25 protein-coding genes and 1 pseudogene are annotated in these 26,958 nt (G+C 63.1%); 8 read left to right on the top strand and 18 right to left on the bottom strand.

The genetic code is table 11. The features are described from left to right. Window positions 1–80: 80 nt before the first annotated feature. A pseudogene (locus tag AB5Y98_RS15910) lies at window positions 81–2,064 on the top strand (alkyl/aryl-sulfatase). After that, window positions 2,061–2,579, top strand: coding sequence for a hypothetical protein (locus tag AB5Y98_RS15905; protein WP_368232255.1), 519 nt, complete (start codon window positions 2,061–2,063; stop codon window positions 2,577–2,579). Before AB5Y98_RS15910 ends, AB5Y98_RS15905 begins: the two are co-directional and overlap by 4 nt. A 78-nt stretch (window positions 2,580–2,657) precedes the next feature. Here AB5Y98_RS15905 and speA read toward each other — a convergent pair whose 3' ends face one another. Next, window positions 2,658–4,559, bottom strand: a complete 1,902-nt coding sequence (speA, locus tag AB5Y98_RS15900) for a biosynthetic arginine decarboxylase (RefSeq protein ID WP_368232254.1) — start codon at window positions 4,557–4,559, stop codon at window positions 2,658–2,660. A gap of 735 nt (window positions 4,560–5,294) precedes the next feature. Beyond that, window positions 5,295–5,594: a hypothetical protein gene (locus AB5Y98_RS15895; RefSeq protein WP_123245907.1), complete on the bottom strand. Its 300-nt coding sequence runs from the start codon at window positions 5,592–5,594 to the stop codon at window positions 5,295–5,297. Window positions 5,595–5,627: 33 nt separating this feature from the next. Between AB5Y98_RS15895 and pepT the strand changes: the two genes are divergently transcribed. Together pepT and AB5Y98_RS15885 are read left to right on the top strand one after the other, a co-directional pair. After that, window positions 5,628–6,851 (top strand): peptidase T, encoded by a 1,224-nt coding sequence (gene pepT, locus AB5Y98_RS15890; protein WP_368232253.1) that lies wholly within the window; start codon window positions 5,628–5,630, stop codon window positions 6,849–6,851. A 146-nt stretch (window positions 6,852–6,997) separates the two neighbouring features. After that, on the top strand, window positions 6,998–8,722 hold the full coding sequence (locus tag AB5Y98_RS15885) for a lysophospholipid acyltransferase family protein (protein ID WP_368232252.1): 1,725 nt from the start codon (window positions 6,998–7,000) through the stop codon (window positions 8,720–8,722). Window positions 8,723–8,784: 62 nt separating this feature from the next. Here AB5Y98_RS15885 and AB5Y98_RS15880 read toward each other — a convergent pair whose 3' ends face one another. From AB5Y98_RS15880 to AB5Y98_RS15865, 4 genes are all read right to left on the bottom strand, one after another. Then, window positions 8,785–9,096 carry a SelT/SelW/SelH family protein gene (locus AB5Y98_RS15880; RefSeq protein ID WP_368232251.1) on the bottom strand — a complete coding sequence of 104 codons (312 nt, stop codon included), beginning with the start codon at window positions 9,094–9,096 and terminating at the stop codon, window positions 8,785–8,787. Window positions 9,097–9,133: 37 nt separating this feature from the next. Beyond that, window positions 9,134–10,255 (bottom strand): adenosylhomocysteinase, encoded by a 1,122-nt coding sequence (locus tag AB5Y98_RS15875; protein WP_016350268.1) that lies wholly within the window; start codon window positions 10,253–10,255, stop codon window positions 9,134–9,136. 186 nt (window positions 10,256–10,441) lie between these two features. Beyond that, on the bottom strand, window positions 10,442–11,179 hold the full coding sequence (locus AB5Y98_RS15870) for a hypothetical protein (protein ID WP_368232250.1): 738 nt from the start codon (window positions 11,177–11,179) through the stop codon (window positions 10,442–10,444). Beyond that, window positions 11,179–11,739, bottom strand: a complete 561-nt coding sequence (locus tag AB5Y98_RS15865) for a YceI family protein (protein ID WP_017781777.1) — start codon at window positions 11,737–11,739, stop codon at window positions 11,179–11,181. The genes AB5Y98_RS15870 and AB5Y98_RS15865 overlap by 1 nt, the downstream gene beginning before the upstream one ends. 111 nt (window positions 11,740–11,850) lie before the next feature. Here AB5Y98_RS15865 and AB5Y98_RS15860 point away from each other — a divergent pair, with 111 nt between their 5' ends. Beyond that, on the top strand, window positions 11,851–12,753 hold the full coding sequence (locus AB5Y98_RS15860; RefSeq protein WP_010634428.1) for a LysR family transcriptional regulator: 903 nt from the start codon (window positions 11,851–11,853) through the stop codon (window positions 12,751–12,753). A 25-nt stretch (window positions 12,754–12,778) separates the two neighbouring features. Here AB5Y98_RS15860 and AB5Y98_RS15855 read toward each other — a convergent pair whose 3' ends face one another. Next, a complete protein-coding gene (locus AB5Y98_RS15855; protein WP_368159352.1) occupies window positions 12,779–13,195 on the bottom strand; it encodes a hypothetical protein in 417 nt (138 codons plus the stop codon). Between the two features lie 66 nt (window positions 13,196–13,261). Between AB5Y98_RS15855 and AB5Y98_RS15850 the strand changes: the two genes are divergently transcribed. After that, window positions 13,262–14,992: a formate--tetrahydrofolate ligase gene (locus tag AB5Y98_RS15850; RefSeq protein ID WP_368232249.1), complete on the top strand. Its 1,731-nt coding sequence runs from the start codon at window positions 13,262–13,264 to the stop codon at window positions 14,990–14,992. Window positions 14,993–15,088: 96 nt separating this feature from the next. Here the strand turns inward: AB5Y98_RS15850 and AB5Y98_RS15845 are convergent, their stop codons facing one another. Together AB5Y98_RS15845 and folE are read right to left on the bottom strand one after the other, a co-directional pair. Continuing rightward, window positions 15,089–16,744, bottom strand: a complete 1,656-nt coding sequence (locus AB5Y98_RS15845) for a methyl-accepting chemotaxis protein (RefSeq protein WP_010634431.1) — start codon at window positions 16,742–16,744, stop codon at window positions 15,089–15,091. A gap of 394 nt (window positions 16,745–17,138) precedes the next feature. Then, on the bottom strand, window positions 17,139–17,795 hold the full coding sequence (gene folE, locus AB5Y98_RS15840; protein WP_005299391.1) for a GTP cyclohydrolase I FolE: 657 nt from the start codon (window positions 17,793–17,795) through the stop codon (window positions 17,139–17,141). A gap of 304 nt (window positions 17,796–18,099) precedes the next feature. Between folE and moeA the strand changes: the two genes are divergently transcribed. Then, complete coding sequence (gene moeA / locus AB5Y98_RS15835) at window positions 18,100–19,326, top strand: molybdopterin molybdotransferase MoeA (RefSeq protein ID WP_368232248.1); 1,227 nt, start codon at window positions 18,100–18,102, stop codon at window positions 19,324–19,326. Further along, the gene (gene moeB / locus AB5Y98_RS15830; RefSeq protein ID WP_368232247.1) at window positions 19,323–20,078 is read left to right on the top strand and encodes a molybdopterin-synthase adenylyltransferase MoeB; all 756 of its coding nucleotides are present in this window, start codon (window positions 19,323–19,325) and stop codon (window positions 20,076–20,078) included. The genes moeA and moeB overlap by 4 nt, the downstream gene beginning before the upstream one ends. A 77-nt stretch (window positions 20,079–20,155) precedes the next feature. On the opposite strand, the gene AB5Y98_RS15825 is transcribed toward moeB, so the two are convergent. The 9 genes from AB5Y98_RS15825 to moaE all read right to left on the bottom strand — a co-directional run bounded on the left by AB5Y98_RS15825 (window position 20,156) and on the right by moaE (window position 26,956). Next, a complete protein-coding gene (locus AB5Y98_RS15825; protein ID WP_005299381.1) occupies window positions 20,156–20,446 on the bottom strand; it encodes a Bor family protein in 291 nt (96 codons plus the stop codon). A 173-nt stretch (window positions 20,447–20,619) separates the two neighbouring features. Further along, a complete protein-coding gene (locus tag AB5Y98_RS15820) occupies window positions 20,620–20,913 on the bottom strand; it encodes a Bor family protein (RefSeq protein WP_021470286.1) in 294 nt (97 codons plus the stop codon). A gap of 33 nt (window positions 20,914–20,946) precedes the next feature. Then, the gene (locus tag AB5Y98_RS15815) at window positions 20,947–21,768 is read right to left on the bottom strand and encodes a hypothetical protein (RefSeq protein WP_241658651.1); all 822 of its coding nucleotides are present in this window, start codon (window positions 21,766–21,768) and stop codon (window positions 20,947–20,949) included. Further along, a complete protein-coding gene (gene parM / locus AB5Y98_RS15810; protein WP_236672607.1) occupies window positions 21,758–22,801 on the bottom strand; it encodes a plasmid segregation protein ParM domain-containing protein in 1,044 nt (347 codons plus the stop codon). Before parM ends, AB5Y98_RS15815 begins: the two co-directional genes overlap by 11 nt. A 102-nt stretch (window positions 22,802–22,903) precedes the next feature. Then, a complete protein-coding gene (locus AB5Y98_RS15805) occupies window positions 22,904–23,680 on the bottom strand; it encodes an alpha/beta fold hydrolase (RefSeq protein ID WP_005299368.1) in 777 nt (258 codons plus the stop codon). Between the two features lie 64 nt (window positions 23,681–23,744). Continuing rightward, complete coding sequence (gene modC, locus AB5Y98_RS15800; RefSeq protein WP_368232246.1) at window positions 23,745–24,821, bottom strand: molybdenum ABC transporter ATP-binding protein; 1,077 nt, start codon at window positions 24,819–24,821, stop codon at window positions 23,745–23,747. Continuing rightward, window positions 24,818–25,498, bottom strand: a complete 681-nt coding sequence (gene modB / locus AB5Y98_RS15795; RefSeq protein WP_368232245.1) for a molybdate ABC transporter permease subunit — start codon at window positions 25,496–25,498, stop codon at window positions 24,818–24,820. The genes modC and modB overlap by 4 nt, the downstream gene beginning before the upstream one ends. Window positions 25,499–25,651: 153 nt before the next feature. Continuing rightward, window positions 25,652–26,380, bottom strand: a complete 729-nt coding sequence (gene modA, locus AB5Y98_RS15790; RefSeq protein ID WP_201899201.1) for a molybdate ABC transporter substrate-binding protein — start codon at window positions 26,378–26,380, stop codon at window positions 25,652–25,654. 102 nt (window positions 26,381–26,482) lie between these two features. Continuing rightward, complete coding sequence (gene moaE, locus AB5Y98_RS15785) at window positions 26,483–26,956, bottom strand: molybdopterin synthase catalytic subunit MoaE (RefSeq protein WP_368232316.1); 474 nt, start codon at window positions 26,954–26,956, stop codon at window positions 26,483–26,485. Window positions 26,957–26,958: the final 2 nt, after the last annotated feature.

Genomic DNA, 26,958 nt, shown 5'->3' with positions numbered 1-26,958 from the left:
CACTCACCCTGTTTACTGGGAGGCATCAGAGTCTGACTACACTTGGTCCTGCCTACCCACCACAATCTGGAGAAAGACAGATGAAGCTCAAGTTCTCGACGCACACCATTGTCACCCTATGCCTCTGTGGCTCCCTGCTGTTGCAGCCGGCCTGGGCCGTCATCAACCCCAAGCCAGCCAGCGAATTTACCATCCAGGCCAACCAGAATGTGCTGCACACCCTGCCATTCAACGACAAGCAGGATTTCGAGGACGCCCGGCGCGGCTTCATCGCCAAACCGGATACCCTCACCATCAAGGATGAGCAGGGCAACGTGGTGTGGGATCTGGAGCAATAACAAGACCTACATCGGCCTGGACAAGACGGCGCCGGATACCGTCAACCCGAACCTGTGGCGCAATGCCCAGCTGAACATGGAGTACGGGCTGTTCAAGGTGACCGACAAGATTTACCAGATCCGCGGCTTCGATCTCTCCAACATCACCTTCATCCAGGGTGACAAGGGATGGATCGTCTTCGACCCGCTGATCTCGCCGCAGACCGCCAAGGCTGCCCTCGCCTTCATCAACCAGACCCTGGGCGAGCGGCCGGTCACTGCCGTGGTCTACAGCCACTCCCACGTGGATCACTACGGCGGGGCCGCCGGCCTCTTCAACTCGCCGGACGAGGTGAAAAAGAACGGGGTTCAGATCATCGCCCCCGAAGGGTTCACCGAGCATGCGGTCTCGGAAAACGTCATCGCCGGCAACGCCATGGCCCGCCGCGCCGTCTACATGTATGGCGCCCTGCTGCCGCGCAATGCCCAGGGAGGCGTGAATGGCGGCCTGGGGCAGACTACCTCCACCGGCGTGCCCTCCCTGCTGCTGCCGACCCGTTTCATCACCAAGAGTGGGGAAGAGGTCACCCTGGACGGCGTGCGGATGGTCTTCCAGATGACCCCGGGCACCGAAGCGCCGGCCGAGATGAACACCTGGTTCCCGGAGAGCAAGGCGCTCTGGATGGCCGAGAACACCACCAACACCATGCACAACATCCTCACCCTGCGCGGCGCCCAGGTACGTGATGCCCTCAAGTGGTCCAGCTACCTCAACGAGACCATCGAGACCTGGGGCGACCAGGCCCAGGTCAAGTTCCAGAGCCATCACTGGCCGCGCTGGGGCAATGCCAGCATCGTCGACTACTTCAAGAAGCAGCGGGATCTCTACAAGTACATCCACGACCAGTCGGTGCGGCTGATGAACATGGGCTACACGGGTGAGGAGATTTCAGAGAAGATTGCCCTGCCCCCCGAGCTCAACGACTTTTGGCCGAACCGCGGTTACTACGGCACCCTGCGCCACAACAGCCGGGCCGTCTATCAGCGCTACATGGGCTGGTACTCCGGCAACCCCTCCGATCTGGACAACCTGCCACCCGAGATGGTCGGTCCCAAATACGTCGAGTTCATGGGCGGTGAGCAGGCGCTCCTGAAGAAAGCCAAGGCGTCGTTCGACAAGGGGGAATATCGCTGGGTCGCGGAAGTGCTCAAGCATCTGGTGTTCGCCAACCCGAACAACCAGGAGGGCAAGCTGCTGCTGGCCGATGCGCTCGAGCAGCTGGGCTATCAGGCCGAGTCCGGCCCATGGCGCTCCGTCTATCTGCAGGGGGCCTATGAGCTGCGCAACGGCGTGCCCACCGCTGGCGGTACCGTCACCGCCTCGCCGGACACCATTCGCGCCATGAGCCCCAGCATGCTGTTCGACTATCTGGCGGTGCGGATCAATCCGGAGAAAGCGGCCGGCAAGAAGATGGTCATCAACATGGACTTCACCGACATCGGGGAGAAACACACCCTGAGCCTGGAGAACGCCGTGCTCAACCACACCACCCACTATGCCGCCAAGCCGGATGTCACCCTCACCCTGAGCAAGCAGACCCTGGACGACATCCAGCTGGGCCAGGGCACGCTGGAGCAGAAGATCGCCAGCGGCGAGATCAAGGTTCAGGGGAACCCGCAGACCTTCAGCGACTTCGTCGGCCTGCTCGACAAGTTCAACTTCTGGTTCAACATAGTGACCCCATGATGCGACGCACCCTGCGCGTGTGCATGACCCTGCTCTGCCTCATCCCCGGGATGGGGCAGACCTGCGGTTATGACGCACTCTACCCCAATCCGTTTGAACAGAGCTGGCCCGGCGCACTCGACGTTGCCATGGCGACCGCGGCAGCGGTCAATGATGACAGGGTGGCCCGTCTGCCCACCCTCACCGGTGAGGCGGGGTTTGCCCGCAGCCAGGCCTGGCTGCAGACCCTGAAGAGCCGCTTCCAGCAGGCCGGCGTCAGGGGCGGCGTCTCCATTCTGCTGGTCGATTCCGGGCTCTGGTCGAGGCTGCGTGGCAAGGAGTCGCTATTGCTCCAGCTCCATACTGCCGGCCCGCACCCCAAGGATCGGATGATGCTGCTAAGCGAAGCGGCCCTCGACGCCCTGCTGGCCGGCACCCTCACCATAGAGGAGGCGCTGCGACTGGAGGTGGTTGCCTTGCCGGGCGAGGAGGGCCGGCAATTGCAGCACGACTTGCACCTGGCTCTGGGCTCATGACCGTTCAGACATGAAAAAAGGGAGGCATATGCCTCCCTTTTCTTTGCTGCCATCGGGGCAACGAACCAGCGCGCGCGCTTATTCGTCTTCCAGATAGGCGTAGCCTTGCAGACCCAGCTCCAGCTCTTCGAGCAGGGCCTTGCGAGCCGCGTCGTCCAGCGCCGGGTGGGAGACGATCCGCTGATAGTTCTCGCGAATGACGGACGGGTCGATGTTGACGTAACGCAGCAGCTGATCGACGGTGTCGCCGCGCACCACGTTGCGGATGTCCATCTTGCCTTCGTCATCGAGCCACACTTCCGCGCAGTGGGTGTCACCGAACAGGTTGTGCAGATCGCCGAGGATCTCCTGATAGGCACCCACCAGGAAGAAGCCGACGTGGCACTCTTCGTTCTCGCCATACACCGGCATCGGCAGGGTGCTCTCGACCCCCAGACCGTCGACGTAGTGCTCCACCTGACCGTCGGAGTCACAGGTGATGTCCATCAGGATGCCACGGCGGGTAAGCGGGCGCTCGAGGCCGGCCAGCGGCATCACCGGGAACACCTGACCGATACCCCAGGCATCCGGCAGGGACTGGAACAGGGAGAAGTTGGCAAAGCACTTGTCAGCCAGCTTCTCGGAGAGCTCGTCAGCCAGCGCGCGGTGGTTGCGGTTGACCGGGTTGAGCATCTCTTTGAGCGCCAGACAGGTGTTCTGGTGCAGCATCTCGGCCCAGGCGCGTTGCTCGAGGTTGAGCAGACCCATGGTGTACTGGGTGTTGACGTCACCCAGATCTGCCACCGAGTCGTGGAAGATCTCCAGCAGGGAGGGATCTTCGCCGCGTAGGTCCAGCCACCCTTTCCACATGTTCTGCAGAATGGTGGGCGCATCCTCGTCCGGTGCGCTGATGTCGTTCATCTCCACCCCTTCGGCACCAATGATGTTGGTGACCAGCACGGCGTGGTGAGCGGTCAGGGCACGGCCGGACTCGCTGATGATGGTCGGGTGCGGCAGGTCGAACTCGCGGCACACGTCGCCGATGCCCCACACCACGTTGTTGGCGTACTCGGAGAGGCTGTAGTTGGCGGAGCAGTGGCTCTGGGAACGGGTTCCCTCGTAGTCCACCCCCAGTCCGCCACCCACGTCAACCACTTCGATGTTGGCACCGAGGCGACGCAGTTCGGCGTAGAAACGGCCGCACTCGCGGATGCCGCCCTGGATGTCGCGGATGTTGGCGATCTGGGAACCCAGGTGGAAGTGCAGCAGCTGCAGGCAGTCCAGCTTGCCCAGGCCGCGCAGACGCTCGATCAGCGCCAGGATCTGGGAGGCGGACAGACCGAATTTGGACATGGAGCCGCCGCTCGATTCCCACATGCCGGAGCCGGTGGAGGCGAGCTTGGCACGCACCCCGATGTTGGGCTTGATGTTGAGGCGAGCTGACTCGTCCAGCACCATTTCCAGCTCGGAGGGCTTCTCCACCACGATGTAGACCTTGTGGCCCATCAGGTTGCCCAAGAGGGCGTGGCGGATATATTCGCGGTCTTTGTAACCGTTGCAGACGATCACCGAGCCTTGCTCATGGTGATGGGACAGCACGGCCAGCAGTTCCGGTTTGGAACCAGCTTCCAGGCCAAGCCGGGGCTTGTCGCTGTAGGACTGGCTGATGGTCTCGATGACGCGACGCTGCTGGTTTACCTTGATCGGGTAAACGCACAGGTAGTCCCCTTCATAGCCTGACTTCTCGATGGCCTGACCGAAGGCGTTGAACAGCGCATCGACCCGGCTCTTGAGGATGTCGGGGAAACGCAGCAGTACCGGAGTGGTCAGCCCGGATTGACGCAGTTGTTCGATGGCATCGGAGAGCACGATCTGTGCGTCAGGGCGTGACTTGTCGGGAGCGACGGTCACATGACCGGCGTCATTGATGTTGAAAAAACCCGCACCCCAGTAGGGAACGTTGTAGACCTTCAAGGAGTCCTTGCTGGACCAGTTAGTCATGGGCTATGCCTCGCAAATGAGCGGCCGGTGGCCGCCTTCGTTACCCTCAATCACATCCAGACCATCGATGAGCAGGTGTGGCGCGCCGAAGCGGCCTGCGGGCGAGCAAGGCAAGAAGTCCGGCACCGGGCGCTGACGCCGCGGGTTGACCTGAACGTTCACCTGTCGCCACCTCCCTGGTTCATCGCGGCAAGCCTAGGCTGCCTGGTGGATCTTGGGGAAGTAACGAGTCTTGATGTGGGGCTGGTGGCTTTACATCAAGCTCAACGGTATGCGGTGCTGCAATCAGCGCCGCGGTACTTTGATGACCAACGACATCAGCCACGTCGTTCGTTCATCATTCGGCAGCCGTCACGACAGCAGGGGAGGGTTTCAAGGAAGAGATGCGAAGGCGTCAGCACGCAAGCGTGTTGATAGACGACAACAACCACAGCCAGCTCACCGCCAGTGACCGCCCATGACAAGGGAAGATGATGAGCCGATGGCTCACTCGGTCAGCCGGAAAATGAGAGTCCGTTGTTCTCCCTGATACCGGAGCCTAACCGGTATTAAAGAAACCATACCCTAGCAGTGTCTGTCGTTTCTGCGTGCCTCGCCCTATAGGCGTATGATCCTGCGGGAGTCTGGCGGCCTCTGCCTGCTCAGGGTTGCCCTTGGATCGGCGCGGAGTGTACACACTTACCGCCAGCGGTGACAATAAAAAATAGTGTTCAAAAACAGCTTTTCATAAGGCGATCAAATCTTGCCGCCAGCGGGCCTGGCAAGCGGGGGGAGAAGTCCCGCCACGCACCTTTTTTCACCCTGAAAATAACCCCGTCTGGCCCGTCCTCGCCCCTCCCCCGCCACCAAGGGCATTGACGGAAAAATGAGTCCCATCACAAGCCGCTTAAAAATGCGGTTGATGGACCATTTTATGCTGTTATTGATATCAACAACCACAGCCTCAACCACCTTACACCTTTCCAACCCGATCTTCGCCAAAAAATGTGGCAAAAACTGAGCTGACGCAAAAAGCCCCGCCGCCAGATTGGCCACAATGACCCTCCACCACAGGTTTGAGGCTTGCCAATGGATACCTTGCTTGAGCGTTTTCTGCGTTACGTGACTTTTCATACCCGCTCCGATGCGACCAATCCCGTCTGTCCCAGCAGCGAGGGACAGCTGGTCTTCGCCCGCGCCCTCTGTAATGAAATGACGCAGATGGGACTGAGCCGGGTCACCCTGGACGAGCACGGCTACCTCACCGCCTGCCTGCCGGGCAACCAGCCGGACGCGCCGGCCATCGGCCTCATCGCCCACATGGATACCGCCGACTACGAGGCTGAGCAGGTGGTGCCCCAGATCATCGAAAACTATCAGGGGGGGGACATCTGCCTGGGCAAGGGTGACGAGGTGCTGGCCATTCGCGACTACCGTTTCCTGAAGCACTACCTGGGCCAGGATCTCATCACCACCGACGGCACCACCCTGCTGGGGGCCGACGACAAGGCGGGCATCGCCGAGATCCTCACCGCCATCGACCACCTGCTGGCCCACCCCGAGATCCCCCGCGGCGATGTCTGGGTCGGCTTTACCCCGGACGAGGAGATAGGCCGCGGCGCCGACCGCTTCCCGCTGGACCGCTTCCCGGCCCGCTGGGCCTACACGGTGGACGGCGGCGAGCTCGGTGAGCTCGAATACGAGAACTTCAACGCCGCCGGCGCCACCGTGCGCTTTATCGGCAACAACGTGCACCCCGGCACCGCCAAGGGCAGCATGATCAACAGCCAGACCCTGGCCGCCCGCTTCCACGCCGCCATGCCCGCCGAGCAGACTCCGGAGTGTACCGACGGCTATCAGGGCTTCTTCCACCTTGCCCAGATGAACGGCACAGTGGAGGAGACCTGCCTGCACTACATCATCCGCGACTTCGACGACGAGGGTTTTGCCGCCCGCAAGGCCCAGCTCAAGGAGCGGGTCGCCTCCTTGCAGCTGGAGGCGCCCAAAGCGCGCATCGAGCTCACCCTGACCGACAGCTATCGCAACATGCGCAGCCAGATCGAGCCGCACATGCACATAGTCCAGCTGGCCAAGGCCGCCATGCTGGCCGCCGACGTGGAGCCAAAGATAAAACCCATTCGCGGCGGCACCGACGGCGCCCGGCTCTCCTTCATGGGACTGCCTTGTCCCAACATCTTTACCGGTGGCCACAATTTCCACGGCAAGCACGAGTTCATCCCGCTGCAATCCATGGAAAAAGCGGTCGCCACCCTGGTGGAGCTGGTGCGCCTGACTTCGGCCTGGCGCGGCTAAACCGGCCATCGTCACCGCCATGACCACAAGAGGGGGGAGCCGGTTAACCAGCTCCCCCCTCTTTGCCATCAAACTGTCATCCCGCTGCCATGGGGCGGGAACAAAAGGGCGTCACGCTAGGGCAACGACTCATCGGAGCCCAGCCCATGTTCAGTGTCGATGCCCTGCTACAACAACACCTGCCCCGCCTGTCGGCCAACGACCTGCTGCGCCCCCTGCTCCGACAAGGGCTGCGCTGGCTGCTGCACGAGCAGGCGTTTCAACGCTTCGCCGCATGCCACCCCCATCTGCGCGGACTCGACTTCGTCGAGCAGGCGCTGACCGAGCTCGACTTCGACTACCGGGTGAGCGAGGCCCAGCTCGAGCACATTCCGGCCAGTGGCCGGGTCATCATAGTCGCCAACCACCCCATCGGCTCCCTCGACGGGCTGGCCCTGCTGCGTCTGCTCGGCCGCATCCGGCCGGACGTCAAGATAGTGGCCAACCAGTTGCTGTCCCAGCTGACGCCGCTGCGCCCCCTGCTGCTGCCGGTGGACAACCTGGGGGGCAAGACGGACAGGCGCGCCATCCTGGCGATGGGGGAACACCTGGCGGGAGAAGGGGCGCTGGTGATCTTTCCCGCCGGCGAGGTGTCGCGCCTCGGCCCCAAGGGGGTCAAGGACGGCCCCTGGCAATCAGGCTTCATCAAGCTGGCCCAGCGCACCCGCACCCCGCTGGTGCCGATCCATCTGGACGGGCGCAATGGGCTCTCCTTCTATCTCGCCGCCTGGCTCAACAACGACTGGGCGGGGCTGTTGCTGGTCAAGCAGCTGTTTCGCCAGCAGGGCAAGCGCATCGCCATCACCATAGGTGCCCGCATCCCGGTGAGCGGGGTGCAGGAGCTGCCCGCCAAGAGCGCGGCCCGGCTGGTGCGCAGCCACCTCTACCGAGTCGGGCGTGGCAAGCGGGGCTTGCTGGCCACCGAAGCCCCCATCGCCCTGCCGGAGGAGCGCCGCCAGCTCAAGCAGGCCATCGAATCCTGCGAGGCCCTCGGCCATACCCCGGACGGTCAGGGGATCTACCTCTACCGACGCCACGAGCTGAGCCACTCGGTGATCCTGCGCGAGCTGGGACGCCTGCGGGAGATCGCCTTTCGGGCGGTGGGGGAAGGCTCCGGCAGACGGCGGGATCTCGACGCCTTCGACGATGACTATCACCACCTCATCCTCTGGGATCCGGCCAGGCTCGAGATCATCGGCGCCTACCGTTTCGCCCCGGTGGCCGAGTTGCTGGCCAGCAAGGGGCTCGACGGCCTCTACAGCCACACCCTGTTTGGCTTTGAAGAGAAATTGCTGCCCAGGCTGGAGCTTGCCATCGAGCTTGGCCGCAGCTTCATCCAGCCCGCCTACTGGGGCAAACGGGGGCTCGATTACCTCTGGTTTGGCATCGGCGCCTATCTGGCCCGCTATCCCGACTACCGCTACCTGTTCGGCCCGGTGTCGCTCTCCGGCAGCCTGCCGGCGGCGGCCAAGGATCTGCTGGTGAGCTTCTATCGCCAGCACTTTGCCCCCGAGCTCGCGCTCGCCCCCTCGCGCCGCCCCTATCCGGCCACACCGCCGCTGTTTGCAGGCATGGATTACGGCGCCGATCTCAAGGAGCTCAAGGCTCGCCTCGACAACCTGGGCTGCGCCATCCCCACCCTCTACAAGCAGTACTCCGAGCTGTGCGAGCCGGGCGGCGTGCAGTTCATGGATTTTGGCATCGACCCCGACTTCAACCACTGCATCGACGGCCTGGTGTGGGTGGATGTGAGCCGCCTCAAGCCCCACAAGCGGGCCCGCTATATCGGCCTCCCCGCCAAAGATAAGCCGGGCACAGCTGCCGACCGTTGAGCGGACGCCACAACGAGAGAGGGAGGCCTGCGCCTCCCTCTCTTTGTCATTGATGCTGCGGTTTACTCTGCAACCGGCTTGCGATCGGCATGGCCCAGGTCTCGCTCGGGGGCGATGACATCGCGTACCCGCTGCTTGATCTCCTTGGCCTCGGGGAAGCCCTCATCGGCCACCCGATCCCACACCAGCACCCCGTCCACCAGGATGCGAAACTCCCCCTTGCTGGCCGGCACCAGCGCCACCTCCCCCAGCTCGCTGTCGAAGGTGGAGAGCAGCTCCTGGGCCAGCCAGGCGGCGCGCAGCATCCAGCGACAGAGGGTGCAGTAGCGGATCTCGATGCGGGGTTTGGGGGTGGGCAGTGTCGTCTCGCTCATGTCGTCACTCCATCAATGGCGGCTAAGAAAAAGGCACTCACTGGGCGACCCCGTGGAAGTCGGCCAGCCAGTGGCGGGCAATGGTGCGCATGGTCGACTGCGGCAGGTCAAACAGGCCGGGGGCCAGCGGCTGCAGCGCCAGCTGACGCACCCCTTCGATGATCTCCGCCAGCACCAGATAGACATATTCGCCGATGACGGCGCCGTGGACGAAGTTGACCGCCTCGCCCCGGTTGAGCAGAAAGATGGTGCTGCCGTCGGGGCGGGTCAGCGCCAGCACATGGGGGCACACCTCCTCGCTCGGCCAGGGCAGCTGGGCGAGGCAGAACGCAAATTCGTCGTCCGCCGAGGTGACCGAAGCGACCATGGTGCCGGGGCGCAGCTGCTGCAGATCCGCCAGGTCCAGCGCGCCATTGCCGGTGGAGCAGATCACCAGCTCGGCCCGACCGAGGGCTTCGGCCTTGCCCACCAGCTTGAAGCCGTGGGAGAGCGCCTCCACCTGGCGCAGCACGTCGGTCTCCACCAGCTCCAGGTGCAGGTTGCGGCACCTGAGCTCGCGGGCGATGCTGCGCCCCACCTTGCCATAGCCGAACAGGGCGGCCTGGCAGACATTGAAGGTACGGTTGAGGGTGCGGGCCAGGGATTCGGCGGAGTAGACCACGCTCAGGCCAATCTGGATATCCTCGGCCTGCTTGAGGGGGCTGCGCGCCACCGAGATGACCGGGGTGGCCAGCACCTCCTGCTCGTAGCGCTGATGGCCGTTTTCGGTCATCTCCACCACCCCGAGGAAGCGGGGGCCGAAATACTCGCTGAGGGTGACCTGGGTTCTGGCGAAATAGCCCCCGATATCGAGAATGATCAGCCGCTCATGGGGCGCCACCAGCGGGGCTATGTGCTCGATCACTCCCTGCGGGGTGTTGGTCCACTGGCGATTGAGGGGCAGTACCGGATAGTGTTGCTGGGCCCAGGTCAGGGTCGGTCCATGCACTGACTTGGGTTTGGGCAGGATGGCGCCGATCCGCCCGATCTGATCGAGGGCCTGGATAAACTGGGGGCGATCGGGAAGCAGATGGGTAACCAGCAGGATACAGAGCCCGTCGAGACGTCCCTGCTCGGTGAAATGGCGAAAAAACAGATGCTCAGATCCTTGACTGCGCAACTGTGGCCTCCTTAGCGCGCCGCAAACAAGCAGGCAAACAGAACCCGGTCAGACCGGGTTCTGTGTGTGTTCAGATAATTGAAAAACCTTTTTATCTGAAACCACTATGGGGCTCAATCTTTATCTGTACAGACTATGACGAAGTCGGCAACCTTTGGGGTAATTGCCTGTTTTTTATGCTAAAAATCAGTAAAGAGAGGCCTCTGGCCACACCTTCCACAGACTCAGACCCGCCCCGACGCCCGCCAGCAGGATCAGCAGGGCCCAGCGCTGGAACCAGGGTTTGTTGCGCAGTGCCCACTCCAGCAGCGGCAGCAGCCAGACCGGCAGCAACACCAGCAGCGGCACCTCCACGTATTGCCAGGCGAGCATCTGCATAAAGGCCAGCACCAACCCGAGCGCCGCAGGCGCCACCTGGCTGCCGGCAAAGGCCCCGAGCAGAGCACGGAAACCGGCGAAGGCCGCCAGCGCACCAGCCAGCTGGGCAATCAGCAGGCTGCCGTCGATGCCGATCACCAGTGCCAGCCAGATGAAGCCGAGGGCAAAGCCGAGCCCCTCGCGGCTGTCACCGCGCAGTCCGGTCCACCCCAGCCAGGCGATGGCGGGCAACAGCGCCAGCCAGATGGCGGGTTCGCTTGCCAGCACCGAGGCCAGCCCCTGCCACCACACCAGCGCCCCGAGCGCGGCAAACAGCGCAAGCGCGGCCCGCTGATCGGCCAGCTGCGCCGCCAGGGCAGGCACCAGCAGGGTCAACGGCAGCCATTGCCATGCCTTGACCGGCAACCCGTAGGCACCGCCCAGCAGGCTGCCCACCAGCCAGAGCGCCAGGGCGCCCCACAGATACCCCAGCCGCGGCCAGCGCCACGACAGCAAAGCGGCCCCCAAAGGAGCCGCCAGGGTTTGAAGCAGGAGTGCCGCGCCCATTACTTGCGCACACCTTCGACAAACAGTGCGATGGTCATCTCGTCCGGGATGTTCGGCACCATGTAGTTCACGCCAAAGTCGCTGCGCTTGATGGTGGTGGTGGCGTTGAAGCCGCTGCGGTAGCCACCCCAGGGATCCTTGCCTTCACCGATGTGGACCAGATCGAAGGCCACTTCCTTGGACACGCCGTGCAGGGTCAGGGTGCCTTTCAGCACGCCCTTATCCTTGGTGCCCTCGTAGCCGGAGCTGACGAAAGTCATCTTGGGATACTGCTTCACGTCCAGGAAATCGGGGCTGCGCAGGTGTTTGTCGCGTGGCTCGTGGTTGGAGTCCACGCTGGCGGCATCGATCTCGAAGCTTGCCTTGGCCGCTGCCGGGTTGGCATCGTCCATGCTGAAGGTGCCGCTGAAGGTGTTGAAACGACCCACCAGCTCGGAGAAGCCGAGGTGTCCCACCTTGAACTGGACTGTGGTGTGCGCCGCGTCGACGTCGTAATCGGCTGCCATCAGGGGCGTCGCCATAAAGAGGCAGGAGGCCAGCAGGGCCTTGGTCATCTTCATCCGTTCGTTCCTTCATATTGGGGGTTCACAACAACAGCCAAGATGCTAACCTCCATACCGGACATAGATAATCAGCGATTTATTAAAATAATTATCAACTGAGAGTGAAAGATGGACCAGATAGCCGCCATGCGCACCTTCATCAAGGTGGTGGAGTGTCAGAGTTTTACCAAGGCCGCCAACCAGCTCGGCATCTCGGTCGCCATGACCTCCAAGCTGATGCAGCAGCTGGAGGAGTCGCTCTCCACCCGGCTGCTGTCGCGCACCACCCGCCAGGTCAACCCCACCGAGGCGGGCCAGTTCTACTACCAGCGCTCCCAGGCGCTGCTGGCAGAGCTCGAAGAGACCCACAGCCAGCTGACCCGCAACAACCAGCAGCCCCAGGGCACCCTCAAGCTGTCGGTGCCGATGGACTTTGGCTACCTGCACCTCTCCCCCGCCCTGCCGCTGTTTCGCGAACGCTACCCGGATCTGAAGCTGGAGATAGAGTACAGCGACCGGCGGGTGGCGCTGGTGGAAGAGGGGTTCGATCTGGCGCTGCGCATCGGCAATCTGCCGGACTCCTCCCTGGTGGCCAAGCCGCTGGCCATGATGCGGCTGGAGGTGTGCGCCAGCCCGGGCTACCTGGCCCGTCGGGGCACGCCGAACAGCCCGGAGGATCTCAAGCAGCACGACTGCCTGCTCTATACCCTGACCCAGCCGGACTGGGTGTTCAAACGGGATGGCGAGCAGCTGAGCGTGCGCCCGCAGGGGCCGCTGCGGGCCAACAACGGGGTGGCCCTGACCCGGGCGGCCTGCGACGATCAGGGCATCATCTTGCAGCCCACCTTCATCGTCGGCGATGCGCTGCGCTCCGGCGCCCTGGTGTCACTGCTGCCGGAGTGGGAGAAGGGGCAGGTGGGGCTCTATGCCCTCTATCCGCACCGCCGCTTCGTCTCGGCCAAGGTGCGCTGTTTTATCGAGTTTGTGCAGGAGCGCTATCTCGCCCCCCACTACTGGGATCGCAAGGCTTAACACCTTTGCGGCAGTGACGGGATGGCTATGAGGCGGCGGTATCGGCAGGCAGCGGCAGCTCGGCCACCAGCAGCACGTCGCGCAGGCTCAGTTGCCAGCGCGGCAGGCGCTGGCGCAGGGTCGCCAGCTGCTCATCGCCGAGGGCATAGGGCAGAGTGATGTGCAGGCAGTGGCAATCGAGCATGCCGGCCAGTTGCAGGATCAGGATGAGGTTGGCCTCATCGGTCTTGTGCTTGTTGATGCGTTTGGCCAGCTCGTGGCGAAAGTGGGTCTCCGGATCCTGGGTCATCGCCTGCCAGCCGTAGCCAAACAGCGGAATGAAGGCGCTGACGATGCCAAGGGCGGTGAGTGGCTGCTTGGGCGGGTGATAGAGGGCGTTGAGATCCAGCTCGATGGGCGTTAGATGCAGCTCACGATTGCCGGACAAAATATTATTACTCATTGGATAACCCTCTTGATTCCACTAGACTTCGCCGCATATTTGACCTGACATGCCAACGAGGTGCTGATGCTAAGCGATATCGAGATCTCCCGCCAGTCCCCCCGTCTCTCCATTCACGCGCTGGCCGAGCGCCTCGCCATCCCTTCGCACCAGCTGAACCCATACGGCCACTACAAGGGCAAACTCAGCCTCGACCTGCTCAAGTCGCTCCCCAAACCGGCGGGCAAGCTGGTGCTGGTGAGCGCCATCACCCCCACCCCGCTTGGCGAGGGCAAGACGGTGACCACCCTGGGCCTCTCCATGGGACTCAACCACATCGGCCAGCCCAGCATCGCCACCATCCGCCAGCCGAGCCTCGGGCCCGTATTCGGGGTCAAGGGGGGCGCCGCCGGTGGTGGTCACGCCCAGGTGGTGCCGATGGAGGAGATGAACCTGCACCTCACCGGTGACTTTCACGCCCTCACCGCCGCCCACAATCTGGCGGCGGCGGCCCTCGATGCCCGCCTGTTCCATGAGCGCAAACTCGGTGACCAGTTCAGCGCCAGAACCGGCCTGCCTCGGCTCGATATCGATGCAGACAACATCCTCTGGCCGCGCACCCTCGACATGAACGACCGCGCCCTGCGCCACCTCACCATCGGCCAGGGGGGCGCCGCCGACGGCGTCGAGCGCAGCGATCGCTTCGTCATCACCGCCGCCTCCGAGCTGATGGCCATTCTGGCGCTGGCGAGCGATCTGAACGATCTGCGTGCGCGCATCGGCCGCATCCAGCTGGCCCGCGATCTGCACGGCAAACCCATCACCGCCGAGCAGCTGGAAGTGGCGGGCGCCATGACGGTGCTGCTCAAAGAGGCCATGCAGCCGACCCTGATGCAGACCACGGAGCAGACCCCGGTGCTGGTGCACGCCGGCCCCTTTGCCAACATCGCCCACGGCAACTCCTCGGTGATCGCCGATCGCATGGCCCTCGGCCTCACCGACTACGTGGTGACCGAGGCAGGCTTTGGCTCCGACATGGGGCTGGAGAAGTTCTTCAACATCAAGAGCCGCCAATCCGGCCTGACCCCGGCCTGCGTGGTGCTGGTGGCGACGGTGCGCGGGCTCAAGGCCAACAGCGGCCTGCTCGACATCCGCCCGGGCCAGCCGCTGCCGGAAAGCCTGCTGGGCGAGGATCTGCCGACCCTGACGCAGGGCTGCGCCAACCTCGGCTGGCACATCGCCAATGCCCGCCGTTACGGCGTGCCGGTGGTGGTCGCCATCAACCGCTTCCCCACCGACAGCGAGGCCGAGCTGGCCTTGCTGGCCCGCGAGGCGATGCAAGCCGGCGCCTCTGGCTGTGCCATCTCACACGCCTTTACCCAGGGCGGGGCTGGCGCCAGCGAGCTGGCCCGGGCCGTGGTGGCCGCCTGTGAGCAACCGGGCCAGGTCAAGCTGCTCTACCCCGACGAGGCGAGTCTGGACGCCAAACTGGCCACTTTGGTGGAGTGCGGCTATGGCGGGCGCGGCGTGCGACTCTCGGACAAGGCGCGCCGCCAGCTGGCGCAACTCTCTGCCGAGGGATGGGGCCACCTGCCGGTCTGCGTGGCCAAGACGCCGCTCTCCATCAGCCATGATCCGGCCCTCAAGGGGGTACCGACCGACTTCGAGGTGCCCATCGAGGAGGTGAAGCTGTGCGCCGGCGCCGGCTTCGTCTATGCCCTGGCGGGCCCCATCATGACCATGCCGGGCCTTGGCAGCCTGCCGGCCTACCGTCATATCGATATCGACGAGAACGGCGACATCGTCGGGTTGAGCTGATATCGGCTTTGATGCCTGACCAGCAGCCCCCTGCAAACGCCAGAAACAACAAGGCCCCGTCACTGGACGGGGCCTTTTGCTATCTGCCAAACGCTCTTAGAGGGTAAAACGCTGGGTCATATGGTGCAGCGTATTGGCCAGCTTGCTCAGCTCGACACAGGCCTGGGCGGTCTGTTGGGCCCCCAGGGCGTTCTCGTCGGCCGCATTGTGGATGTTGACGATGCTGCGATTGAGCTCCTCGGTCACCGCATTCTGCTCCTCGGTGGCGGTGGCGATCAGGGTGTTCATGTCGGTGATCTGGGTAACGGCACCGTTGATGGTGTCGATGCTGTTGCCCGCCTCCCGCGCCAGCCCCACGCTCTCCTGCATTTGCTGACGGCTCAGCTGCATGGCGCTGCCCGCCTCGGCGGTACGCTCCTGCAGCACCTCGATCATCTTGCTGATCTCGGCGGTGGAGTTCTGGGTACGCTGGGCCAGGGAGCGCACTTCATCGGCCACGACCGCAAAGCCGCGCCCCTGTTCGCCCGCGCGCGCCGCCTCGATGGCCGCGTTGAGGGCCAGCAGGTTGGTCTGCTCGGCAATGCCGCGAATCACGTCAAGCACCATGCTGATGTTGGTGCTGTCCTGCTCCAGCTGCTGCACCACGGCGCCCGCCTGCTCAATCTTGACCGACACCTCCTCGATGCTGCTGATGGCGCTGCGCACCACCTGGTTGCCCTGGGTCGAGGTGCGGGAGGCATCCTTGGCGGCGCTCATGGCGTCCGTGGTGTTGCGGGCTACCTCGTTGACGGTGGACTGCATCTCGTTCATGGCGGTGGCAACCTGGGAGACCTCGCTCTGCTGACGGGCCATGCCGGTGGCGGACTGCTCGGAGATGGCACTCACCTCCTCCACCGCGCTGCTGAGCTGGCTCACGGAGCCGGCGATCTCACTCACCAGATCAGCAAGCGAACCCTGCATGCGGTCGATGGCGGCGCCGAGCTGACCCAGTTCGTCACGCTTGAAGCGATTGCCGCGGATCCACTCCTGCAACTCGCTCTTGCCCAGATCACCGCTCGCGATGCGCTGGGCCTGGCGGGCCAGCATCACCAGCGGATCGCGGATCTGGCGGGTCAGCACGGTGGAGAGCGCCCCCGCCAGCACCAGACCCAGTACCAGCGCCACTATGATGCTCAGCTTGGCGCTGTCAAACGCAGCCACCACCTGGGCACGGGAGCCCACTGAGTAGCCGTGGTTGATGCGGATCAGATCCCCCACCGACTTGGCCAGGTTGGTGTAGAGGGTGATCCCCTCGCTCATGAACAGCTGCTGGGCCTCGGCCAGCTGGCCGCCATCCTGCATCTGCCGGATGCGCTGGTGCAGGGCCACGTACTTGTCCCAGTCCTGCTTGACGATGTCGAAAGTGCGCCGCTCTTCCACGTCCTCCGCCCAGATGGTGGCATCGTGCGCCTTGACCTGCCGGGCGACCTCTTGCAGGGTCTGCTCGCCAAGGTCGCGATAGTGGGCTTTCTGCTGCGGATCGGCCGCCACCAGAAACACATCCAGTTCATAGCGGCGCAGGGTATTGATGGTCTCGCCCAGGGTACTGGTGCGCACCACGGCGGGCAAAATGCTGTCGGTAAAGCCGATGGCGGCCCGGTTCATGTTGCCAAACTGCAGCAGCGAGAAGCCGCCGATAAAGGCCATCATCAGGCCGAGCATGGCAAAACCCGCGGTGAGTTTCTTGCCAATGGTCATGGTACTGGTATTCATGGCATGTCCTGGATATGAGTGAACAGATAACGCTCGTCTGAACCGTACGCATACGGCCCGCTGTCACCGCCTCCATGGCGGCTCATCCAGCCTTGATGAATATATGTCCTTGCATGAACGAGGCGACATTTTTACAAGATGCCCGGCTGAGCGCAGGTCTCTTATCGACAGACCCACCCGGCCAAGAGAGCAGCCAAAGCCTGGCACCTTGAAGACTTGAACGCACTCCCGAAAGATGCGCACAAGCCATAACGGGATATATCGACCGGGGGGGTCCATCCCTTGAGGAAAATTGTCGGTGCGACCATCCGACAGCCAGCGGGCCGTCAGGGGCAGTGAAAAAAGAGGGGAAAGCGAGGAGACATGCCGCAGTGGCGACACATCTCCTGGCAGATCAGCCTTTCAGACCGGCCAGAAACTCGGCACGGGTATCAGGCTGGGTCTTGAAGACGCCACCCAGGGAGGTGGTGGTGGTGTAGGAGGTGGAGTCCATCACGCCGCGGGCCTTCACGCAGAAGTGGGTCGCCTTGATGCTGATGGCCACGTCCTTGGTGCCGAGCAGGGTCTGCAGCGCCAGCAGGATCTGCTGGGTCAGGCGCTCCTGTACCTGGGGGCGGCGGGCAAAGAACTGCACGATGCGGTTGATCTTGGAGAGCCCGATCACCTTGCCGCGGGGGATATAGGCCACGTGGGCCAGCCCGTCGATGGTGACGAAGTGGTGCTCGCAGGTGCTGGTGAGGCTGATGTCCCGCACCATGATCATCTCGTCCACCTTCATCTTGTTCTCGATCACCGTCACCTTGGGGAAGGTGGCGTAATCGAGGCCGGAGAAGATTTCGTTCACGTACATCTTGGCAATGCGGTGCGGTGTCTCTGCCAGACTGTCATCGGCCAGATCCAGCCCCAGCGTCTCCATGATGGCGCGCATGTGGCCCTCGATCTTCTCCCGCTTCTGCTGGCCGTCCAGGGTATTGGCCACCAGAGGTGTTTCGAGGCCCTCGGCCTCGAGGGCTGCCCTGACCAACAGGGCTTCCCGACTTAAGCTCGTCATCTTGTTCCTCTCCCACGCTCAGGGACTATGATGGCCGCCTCGCTATGACGGCACTCGGTTGTGGCGCAATAGTAGACGGCGATTATTGTCATAATTCAAGCTAACTCAAGCCCGTTCCCTGACTTTATGCCAATCTGGCGGCTTTTACTTCGCCGGCGCTACCCATACGGGGGGAGGCGCGCTGCCCGGTCGCTGCCTATCTGTACAGCCAAACGGTTTTATCCTGCTGCAACCTGCCCATCGGCATGGATTTTTGGGATAATCCGCCCTTCACACCCCCTCCATCACACAATGAGGTCATGACATGGGATTTGATACCAGCGGACTACTCCCCCTGAGCGACGCCCTGCAGGGCATGCTGGCACAGCTTGACGGCTGTTGCGACAGCGAACAGTTGCCCTTGCCGCAGGCCCTTGGCCGGGTACTCGCCGCGGATATCGCCTCCCCCCTCAGCGTGCCCCCGTTCGACAACTCCGCCATGGACGGTTATGCGGTGCGGCTGGCGGATCTCGCCAGCGGCGCGCCCCTCATCATGGCAGGCAAGGCCTTTGCCGGTCAGCCCTACCAGGGTGAGTGGCCCGCCGGCCACTGCGTGCGCATCATGACTGGCGCCCCGGTGCCGGCCGGGACGGATGCGGTGGTGATGCAGGAAGAAACGCAGGCGGACGGCGACAGGATCACCTTTCTGACCCCCCCTGTGCCCGGCCAGAACATTCGCCGCCGCGGTGAAGACATCCGCGAGGGCGCCAGCGTGCTCGCTGCCGGTACTCGCCTCACCGCCCGGGAGATGCCGCTGCTGGCCTCCCTCGGCATTGCCACCGTGTCGGTGCGCCGACCGCTGAAAGTGGCCATCTTCAGTACCGGTGACGAGCTCAAACCGGTCGGTACCCCCCTCGCCCACGGCGATATCTACGACTCCAACCGCTACGGAGTGCGGGCCATGCTGGATCGCATGGGCTGCGATTGCCTCGACCTTGGCATCATCCCGGACGATCCCACCCAGCTACGCGCCGCCTTCCTGAAAGCCGACCGCGAGGCCGACGCCCTCATCACCACCGGCGGCGTCTCGGTGGGGGAAGCAGACTTCACCAAACAGCTGCTGGAGGAGCTTGGCGAAATCGGCTTCTGGAAGCTCGCCATCAAGCCGGGCAAGCCGTTTGCCTTCGGTCGCCTGCCCCACGCCTGGTTTTTCGGCCTGCCGGGCAACCCGGTCTCGGCCATGGTCACCTTCGATCAGCTGGTGCAACCGGCGCTGGCCAAGCTGGCGGGTCAGCGTTTCGAGCGCCCGCTGCAACTGCAAGCCATTGCCGCAGAGCCGCTCAAGAAGGCGCCGGGCCGGCTCGACTTCCAGCGCGGCATCCTGACTCAGGGGCCAAACGGCCTGGAGGTACGCAGCACCGGCTCGCAAGACTCCGCCGTGTTCAGCTCCCTGTCGCGGGCCAATTGCTACATAGTCCTTGAGCGCGAGCGGGGCCGGGTCGCCACAGGAGAAACCGTCACCATCGAACCGTTCGGGGGATTGCTGCTGTGAGCGAAATCCTGAGCGACGCCGAGCTCTTGCGCTACAACCGCCAGATCATCCTCAAGTCTTTCGATTTCGAGGGGCAGGAGGCGCTCAAGCAGGCTCACGTGCTGCTGATCGGAGCCGGCGGCCTTGGCTGCGCTGCCAGCCAGTATCTGGCGGTGGCCGGGGTCGGCCGGCTCACCCTGGTCGATTTCGACAAGGTGGAGCTATCCAACCTGCAGCGCCAGGTGCTGCACACAGATGAGCGCATCGGCCACGACAAGGTAGACTCCGCCGCCCACTCCCTGCGAGCCCTCAACCCCTGGCTTGAGGTGGAGACCCACGCCGCCGTGGCCGACGAGGCGCTGCTCGATGCCCTGTTGCCCCGCCACCAGCTGGTATTGGATTGCACCGACAACCTGGCCATTCGCAACCTGCTCAACCAAAAGGCCCGCCAGCACGGCGTGCCGCTGGTCAGCGGCGCCGCCATCCGGCTGGAGGGCCAGATCTGCAGCTTCACCTGGCAGCAGGATGAGCCCTGCTACGCCTGCCTCAGCGCCCTGTTTGGCGAGCAGGCCCTTACCTGCGTCGAGGCAGGGGTGCTGGCCCCTGTGGTGGGACTGGTGGGCAGCCTGCAGGCGCTCGAAGCCATCAAACTCTTGGCGGGGATGGGCCGCAGTTACAGCGGCCGCCTGCTGATGATCGACGGTCTGGGCGGCACCTTTCGCGAAATGAAGCTGCCCAAACGCCCCGACTGCCCGGTCTGCTCGCACGGGTGAATCACCTCAACGAGCCTTTGCGCCAACAAAAAAGCCGACCCATGGGTCGGCTTTTTGCAGCATGCGTACGGCGGAAATTAACCGGCGCAGTAAACACGCGCCTCGCGCGGGGTGTAGACCCCAAAGGTCACAGCGCCCAGCAAACCATTGATGAAGGTATGCTGCGCTTCGACACGCACTACCTTGTCAGCACCGTTGCAAACGGCAGCAGCATCGATGGTTTTGCTCTGGCCCAGGCCGGAGATGAAGAAGTGGTGGGTCACTTCTTTGGTGGGTTTCACTGCATTACCGGAATGCACGGTAAAACCTTGCTGAGCACAGCCCGCCATCATCATTGCAACGGCTGCAGTCAATACCATTTTTTTCATTTTATTATCCCTGACAATATTATTTTTCCGGCTATGCCGGTGCCACGCAAAGAAGCATTCCCGTTAGTTATCAACAATATAAATAAAGGGGTGTTCCTAGGTGCGCGCACACTATCAAAATCCAGAGAGGGCAACAAGGCTTTATTTGAGACTTTATAATGTCAACCCAAAAATCACAGACTGCAATAAACCCGGGCCGTCCTCGGGGTATATATTCCCAACGTCAAGACGGTCATCAAGGTATCCTGCGGGCTCTGTTGCATTTCCAACCGCACCACTTTTTTCGGGTCACCATGGCAGGCCAGGGCAGCATCGACCATCTCACTCTGGCCAATCCCCGCCAGTACGAAATCATGGCTCACTTCTCGGGTTGGCTGACCCGGGTTACCCTCGTGCACGAAAAAGGTTTGCTGGGCACACCCCGACAACAGCAAGGTGCCGCATGCCATCCATACTATTTTTTTCATCTCTCTTACTCTGGCGATGGTCAGTAGAAAGCCTTAGAAGATCCCTTTGGCCTTGACCTTTTTCATGTTGGCCACCTGGTTGGAGAGATCTTCCACCAGCGGCTCGGTGTCCCCCGCGGCCGTCATTTGGCGAGCAGGGGCACTGGCCAGACGCTGGATCAGCCGATGCTGCTCACGAATAAGCCGAGACTGCTCTTCCAGTTGACGAGAGAGCTGTTGAATGCTGCTCTGCAGCGGCGCCAGGTCCTGCTCGCCGGCAGCAGATGGCAGCTTGCCTGCGATCGCCTCGGCCAGCTGTTCATGGTCAAGAGGAGCCGGCATTCCCTGCCGCAACTCATCCCACAGCTCGGTTGGTTGCTGCTCCCCAAGTCGGCTGACAATCTCTTCCACCAGACTGTCCGAAGAGGGCACAGCTGCTTGCTGACCCAGACGCTGAACGATTTCATCCACCAGCCCGCCGGTATCACCCTGGCCAAGCCGGGGGGATAATCTGGCCACTATCTGCTCGATCATGAGATCGGCAGCAGGCTGCGCCGAGGCACTCCCCTCTCCCAGGTTGAAGCCACAACTGGCGAAGGCATGACGCAAGGTGGTCATGCTTACCTGGTCGGGTCCCAGCGCATTGGCAATCGCCTTGCAGAGGTTGGGCGCCAGCACATACATGAACATGCCGGAGAGATAGATATCCTTATGAAAACGACTCTTGGAGAAGTCGAACTCCTCACTGCCATCCTGGATCTTGCGAGCCCGCTGATACCAGTTCTGCAATACCCCGACCGCGTAACGATCAGACTCCAGCGCGCCCGGATCCATATAGATGGAGAAGGTCATGCGCTTGAGTTGACTACTCATCATCGACCTCGGCCATCACGGCAGCTTCACGGTACACTTCCTCTTCTTCCGTGGTGTAGAGGCAGATCTCGCGCGCCAGAGCTGACTGGGCATCGTCCAGCAGTTCGACCCTGTCGCCCAGAGTCGGGTAAGCGTTCTTGATTGCTTCGTGGATAAGCGATGCCCCGCCCCCGACCAAGTAAACGCGGTTCGGATTCTTGGCAAACTTCTTCGCTTCATGCGCCACCTGGGAGCCCAGCTCGTCAATCTTGTTCTGCATCTTCTCGAGGATCTTGGGGATCTGGCTCTCGTCATTCACCACGTCGCGCACGAAGCTCATGTCGTGACGGCGCTTGATGAACTCGTTGGCCACCAGGTAGCTGGAGTCACTGTCCGCCGCTGCCAGCGCCTTGCGGGTCGCGTCGGTCACCATGGAGACACCGATCTCGTTGTTGCCGTAGACATCGGAGACATCGTCAAACTCGCCGACGATGATCCCCATGTCCAGGGTGGTGCCGCCACAATCGATCACCAGCGTCTTGGTGAACTCGTTGCAGCCCGAACCGATCAGACGGGAGAGCGCCGCAGGCAGGCTCTCCGGCATCACTTCCACGCTGACGATGTTGAACAGTTCACCCTTGTTGAGGGAGATGGCCCGCATCAGGTTGCGACGCTTCTTCTCGATCTTCTCTTCATTGCGCTGACAATCGTCCGGGTTGTAGAACTCGGTGATGGGGAGAGTCACGGTGATGGCTACGTCACAAGGGATCACACCGGTCTGCAGCAGGGCATGATGCACGGAGAGCAGGTTGAGATCGTCGTACTGGTACTCCACGTGGGTGGTTGCCAGCGACTTGTCGGACGTGGCGTCATAGGTGTACTTGGTATTGCCTATTTCGTAGTTGTAGATCTTCTTGTCCTTGCGCAAGGCGGCGCTCTTCCAGTCCTTGCGAAAGGAGTTGGGAGAGATGATGGTCTTGAGCACCTTGTTCTCAATCCAGCTCACCTTGACGTTGGTTGAACCATCATCGATGGCCATTTTCATTACTTCAGACATGAGGAAATACCTGTTGATAGAGCAAAATGGGTCCGATTGCCTTGCCTTTTGCGTGGCAAGGCGATCGGACCAATACATACACGGGATAAAAGGGCGACCAGTTTAATGAGTTTCTAAAATCCGGTGAAGCAAATGATTGAAGCCGGAGGGATCTTCCGCCGGCCAGGCGTGGTGGCCATTGGGGGTGTGAATGGTGGCGTTGGGCAGGGAGGCGAACTGTTCCACCCGTTTGGCCAGCGGCAAATAGTCGTGACTGGTGGAGATGATGGCCACCGGCTGCCAGATGTTGCCAAGCCGGGCGCGCACCGACCAGCCTGGCAGCGCTTCCAGCAGCGCCTTGTAAGTTTTCTTTTTGTTGCGCACGAAACGCAGCCGGAAGGTGTGACGCACCTGGGCAAGGTCGGGGCCGGGAAAAAGCTCGCGACCGAGCCACCAGGCGAGCGGCCGCAGGCCGAACCAGCGCAGCCACTTGAGCCGCTGGGCAAAGCGCTCCTGCTCTTTCGGTGTCTCCAGCAGAAATTCGCTGCAGCCGTTGACCAGTACCAGCCCCTGCACCTTGTGCGGCAACTGCAACGCCAGCTCCAGCGCTACCATGGCCCCCAAAGAGAGCCCCACCACCCAGGCGGGCTCAGGCTGTTCATCGAGCCAGTTCACCACGTCCGCCGCCAGGGTCGCCACGTCGAACGGCCCCTCCTGCATGCTCTGGCCGTGGCCGCGCAGATCCAGCGCCACCACCCGGTAGTGTTCGGAAAAGCGTTCGATCTGCGCCTGCCAGTCGAGGCTGGAGGAGCCCAGCCCGTGCAGCAGCAACAGCAAGGGGCCCTCCCCCGCGCTGCGCAGGGCAAGGCCGTTGGATTTCATCACCTGATTGCGGCGCATCAGTTCATTGCCTCTCGACTCATCCGCTGAACCATCCTGATTTTCTGCCTCTTCTGCAATCCGCTCAACCCTCGCTGACCAGGCTCACCGCCTTGATGTAGGCGTAGATCTGCTGGTTCGGGGCGAGCGCCAGCCGTCTGGCGGAGCGGCTGGTGATCCGGGCCAGCAGTATCTGCTGACCCAGCGCCAACTGCAACAGGGTCTGGCCGGGGCGTACCTCGCGTTCGGCCAGCAGTCGGGTGGTGAGGCAGTTGGAGAGGCTGGAGTGCTCGATGGGGGCGGTGGCAATCACCACGTCCCGCCCGGCCACCTTGATCTGCAGAGGGCCACCGTCGTCCGGTACCTGGGTCATGGTGACTCGCAACTGCTGCTCGCCGAGCTGCAGGGTCGCCATCTGCTCCTCTTCATCGTAGTGAGAGAGGCTCGCCGCCAGCATCACCCCGGCGTCGTCGCGACTGGCGAGCGAGAGATCGGTGCGGGCAAAGATCTCGCTCGGCCTCCCTTGCGCCTCCACCCGGCCATCCGCCAGCAGCACCAGCTGATCGCAGAGCAGGCTCACCTCCTCCATGGCGTGGCTGACAAAGATCATCGGAATGCCGCTCTCCTGCTGCAAGCCCTTGAGCACATGGGCCTGGTGAATGCGGCTGCGCCTGTCCAGCGCAGAAAAAGGTTCATCCAGCAGCAGCAGATCAGGCTCGGCCAACAGAGCCCGGGCCAGTGCCACCCGCTGGCGCTGGCCGCCGGAGAGGCCGTGGGCCGGCTGGGGCAGCAGTTCGGCAAAGCCGAGCCGAGTCGCCAGCGCCTCGGGCTGCCAGCGCCCTCGCCCCTTGCGGGCCGCCAGTTGCAGGTTGCCGAGCACACTCAGATGGGGAAAGAGGCGCGAATCCTGAAACACCAGCCCGATGCGGCGCGCTTCTGGCAGCTGATCGCTCAGCGCCCTGCCCTGCCAGTTCAGCTTGTCGCCCGGCGCCCTGTCCAGCCCGGCGATGATGCGCAGCAGGCTGCTCTTGCCGCAGCCGGAGGGGCCGAACAGACCGAGGATGCCCCCCAGCTCCAGGGCCAGTTCACAGTCGAGGGTAAAGGCGCCGAACGCCCGCCTCGCCTTGAGATGCAGTGGTTTCGCCTTGCCGGTGTCGTTCATCCGAACAGCCTCCGTTGCCGGCGCTGCAGCACCCCGTACACCAGCACCAGCATCACCAGCGAGAAGCCCATCAGGCCGCCCGCCAGCAGGTGGGCGTTTTGATAGTCCATCGTCTCCACGTGATCAAACAGGGCGATGGAGAGCACCTGGGTCTCACCCGGGATGTTGCCGCCAATCATCAGCACCACCCCGAACTCCCCCAGGGTGTGGGCAAAACCGAGCGCCGCCGCCATCACGAAGCTGGGCAGCGTCATCGGCAAGATGATGTGAAAGAAGCGCTCCAGCGGGCCGAGCCCCAGGGTGGCGGCGGCCTCCAGCTCCTTGTTGCCCATGTTGACGAAGGCGGAGGTGAGGGGCTGCACCACGAAGGGGAGCGAGTAGAGGATGGAGGCGAGCAGCAGACCGGTAAAACTGAAGGCGAGCGGCGCCCCGAAGGTGTCGCGCCACCAGGCGCCCAGGCCATAGGAGGGGGAAAAAGCCAGCAGCAGATAGAAGCCGAGTACCGTCGGCGGCAGCACCAGCGGCAGGGCCACCAGGGCCTCCACCACGGGTCTGAGCCTGTGCTGGCTGCGCGACAGCCACCAGGCCAACGGCGGCGAGAACAGCAGCAGGATGGCGGTGGTGCTGGCTGCCAGCCTCAGGGTGAGCCAGACCGCCAGCAGATCCCCTTCACTCATCAGACTCACTCCCAATGCCAGATCCAGCACCAGGCACATCGATTGAGCCGCATTTCCAGATGAATTCAGGCAACGGCATGGTGTGCATCCTTATCGCAAGAGTGGTCCGACCCGAGGGCCGGCCACTCATCAGTCAGGTGTATGGTTGCGCCATCACTGGGGCAGCGCATAACCCGCCGCCTTGATCTCTGCCTGACCCGGCCCCTTGAGCCAGGCCACCAGCGCCTCGACCGCAGCCCCTTTCTTCAATACCAGCCCTTGCTGTTCGATGGGCGGATAGAAGTCGGCCGGCACGGCCCAGGCTTCACCGGTCTTGCCCGCCTCCACCAGGTTGGCCCAGGCGACGAAGCCCAGCTCGGCGTTGCCGGTGTCGACGAACTGCCAGGTCTGGCCGATGTTGGTGCCGGTCAGCAGGCGGTACTGCTTGGGATCGATCTTGAGATGATCGAGAGTCGCCATGGCGGCGGTGCCGTAGGGAGCGGTTTTCGGGTTGGCGATGGCGAGGTTGCCCTTCCAGCTGCGCAGGGTTGCCTCGTCAGGAGCCGGCCCCCCCTTCTGCCACAGACCCAGCTGGCCGATGGCGTAGGTGAAACGCTCGCTGCCCTTGCCCTCCTGCTCCAGCTTCTGCGGGGTTTTCACGTCGGCGGAGAGGAAGAGGTCGAACGGGGCGCCGTGGCTTATCTGGGTGTAGAGCACCCCGGTCGCGGCGGAGGAGATGGCCAGGGTGTGGCCGGTCTTGGCGGTGAACGCCTTGCCGATGCGCTCTATAGTGCCCTTGAAGTTGGCGGCCACGGCCACCTTGACCTCGTCGGCCTGCACGGCACCTGCCTGCAGCGCACTGGCGCAGACCCCGGCGATGACAACGGATAACAGCGGTTTCATTCCTTTACCTCCTGACTGGGGCCGCTTCTATCAATCCCCAGCCAAGGGGGCGGCCCCGAAAACAGGGGCCGCGGCTCCCGATGAGCCGGCCCCTTGAACAGGTCAAGCTTGCCAGCGGGCGGCGGCAGTGTTGTCGCTCTCCTTGGCCTCGACCCAGCGTTGTACTCCTTCGGCGGTCAGCTCTTTTTTCCAGAACGGCGCCCGGGTTTTCAAGAAATCCATGATGAAGTGGCAGGCCTCGAAGGCCGCCTCGCGGTGGGCACTGCTCACCACCACCAGCACGATCTGATCGCCGAGCAGCAGCTCGCCGATGCGGTGGATCAGGGTGCACTCCTGCAGGGGCCAGCGGCTGCGGGCCTCCTGCACGATGGTGGCCAGCGCCTTCTCGGTCATGCCGGGGTAGTGCTCGAGGGCCAGCCCCTTCACGTGCTCTCCCTGATTGAAGTCGCGTACCTTGCCGACAAAACTGACCACGGCACCGGTGTCCTGCCGGGCGGCGAGACGGGCATATTCGTCGGCCAGCGAGAAGTCATCCCGCTGCACCAGAATGCGATCGGTCATGGTTGCCTCGCTCATCA

Source organism: Aeromonas sp. s3, assembly GCF_040907805.1.
Lineage (GTDB): Bacteria > Pseudomonadota > Gammaproteobacteria > Enterobacterales > Aeromonadaceae > Aeromonas > Aeromonas dhakensis.
This window is presented reverse-complemented; position numbering and strand designations above follow the sequence as displayed.

Excerpts from the sequence above, each read along its gene's own strand:
- modA (WP_201899201.1), bottom strand. The coding sequence starts at position 26,380 with ATGAAACCGCTGTTATCCGTTGTCATCGCCGGGGTCTGCGCCAGTGCG.
- parM (WP_236672607.1), bottom strand. The coding sequence starts at position 22,801 with ATGTCTGAAGTAATGAAAATGGCCATCGATGATGGTTCAACCAACGTC.
- moeA (WP_368232248.1), top strand. The coding sequence starts at position 18,100 with ATGGGATTTGATACCAGCGGACTACTCCCCCTGAGCGACGCCCTGCAG.
- folE (WP_005299391.1), bottom strand. The coding sequence starts at position 17,795 with ATGACGAGCTTAAGTCGGGAAGCCCTGTTGGTCAGGGCAGCCCTCGAG.
- AB5Y98_RS15850 (WP_368232249.1), top strand. The coding sequence starts at position 13,262 with ATGCTAAGCGATATCGAGATCTCCCGCCAGTCCCCCCGTCTCTCCATT.
- AB5Y98_RS15880 (WP_368232251.1), bottom strand. The coding sequence starts at position 9,096 with ATGAGCGAGACGACACTGCCCACCCCCAAACCCCGCATCGAGATCCGC.
- AB5Y98_RS15820 (WP_021470286.1), bottom strand. The coding sequence starts at position 20,913 with ATGAAAAAAATAGTATGGATGGCATGCGGCACCTTGCTGTTGTCGGGG.
- moaE (WP_368232316.1), bottom strand. The coding sequence starts at position 26,956 with ATGAGCGAGGCAACCATGACCGATCGCATTCTGGTGCAGCGGGATGAC.
- AB5Y98_RS15865 (WP_017781777.1), bottom strand. The coding sequence starts at position 11,739 with ATGAAGATGACCAAGGCCCTGCTGGCCTCCTGCCTCTTTATGGCGACG.
- AB5Y98_RS15825 (WP_005299381.1), bottom strand. The coding sequence starts at position 20,446 with ATGAAAAAAATGGTATTGACTGCAGCCGTTGCAATGATGATGGCGGGC.
- AB5Y98_RS15860 (WP_010634428.1), top strand. The coding sequence starts at position 11,851 with ATGGACCAGATAGCCGCCATGCGCACCTTCATCAAGGTGGTGGAGTGT.
- modB (WP_368232245.1), bottom strand. The coding sequence starts at position 25,498 with ATGAGTGAAGGGGATCTGCTGGCGGTCTGGCTCACCCTGAGGCTGGCA.
- modC (WP_368232246.1), bottom strand. The coding sequence starts at position 24,821 with ATGAACGACACCGGCAAGGCGAAACCACTGCATCTCAAGGCGAGGCGG.
- AB5Y98_RS15845 (WP_010634431.1), bottom strand. The coding sequence starts at position 16,744 with ATGAATACCAGTACCATGACCATTGGCAAGAAACTCACCGCGGGTTTT.
- AB5Y98_RS15815 (WP_241658651.1), bottom strand. The coding sequence starts at position 21,768 with ATGATGAGTAGTCAACTCAAGCGCATGACCTTCTCCATCTATATGGAT.
- AB5Y98_RS15885 (WP_368232252.1), top strand. The coding sequence starts at position 6,998 with ATGTTCAGTGTCGATGCCCTGCTACAACAACACCTGCCCCGCCTGTCG.
- AB5Y98_RS15905 (WP_368232255.1), top strand. The coding sequence starts at position 2,061 with ATGATGCGACGCACCCTGCGCGTGTGCATGACCCTGCTCTGCCTCATC.
- pepT (WP_368232253.1), top strand. The coding sequence starts at position 5,628 with ATGGATACCTTGCTTGAGCGTTTTCTGCGTTACGTGACTTTTCATACC.
- AB5Y98_RS15870 (WP_368232250.1), bottom strand. The coding sequence starts at position 11,179 with ATGGGCGCGGCACTCCTGCTTCAAACCCTGGCGGCTCCTTTGGGGGCC.
- speA (WP_368232254.1), bottom strand. The coding sequence starts at position 4,559 with ATGACTAACTGGTCCAGCAAGGACTCCTTGAAGGTCTACAACGTTCCC.
- AB5Y98_RS15805 (WP_005299368.1), bottom strand. The coding sequence starts at position 23,680 with ATGCGCCGCAATCAGGTGATGAAATCCAACGGCCTTGCCCTGCGCAGC.
- AB5Y98_RS15855 (WP_368159352.1), bottom strand. The coding sequence starts at position 13,195 with ATGAGTAATAATATTTTGTCCGGCAATCGTGAGCTGCATCTAACGCCC.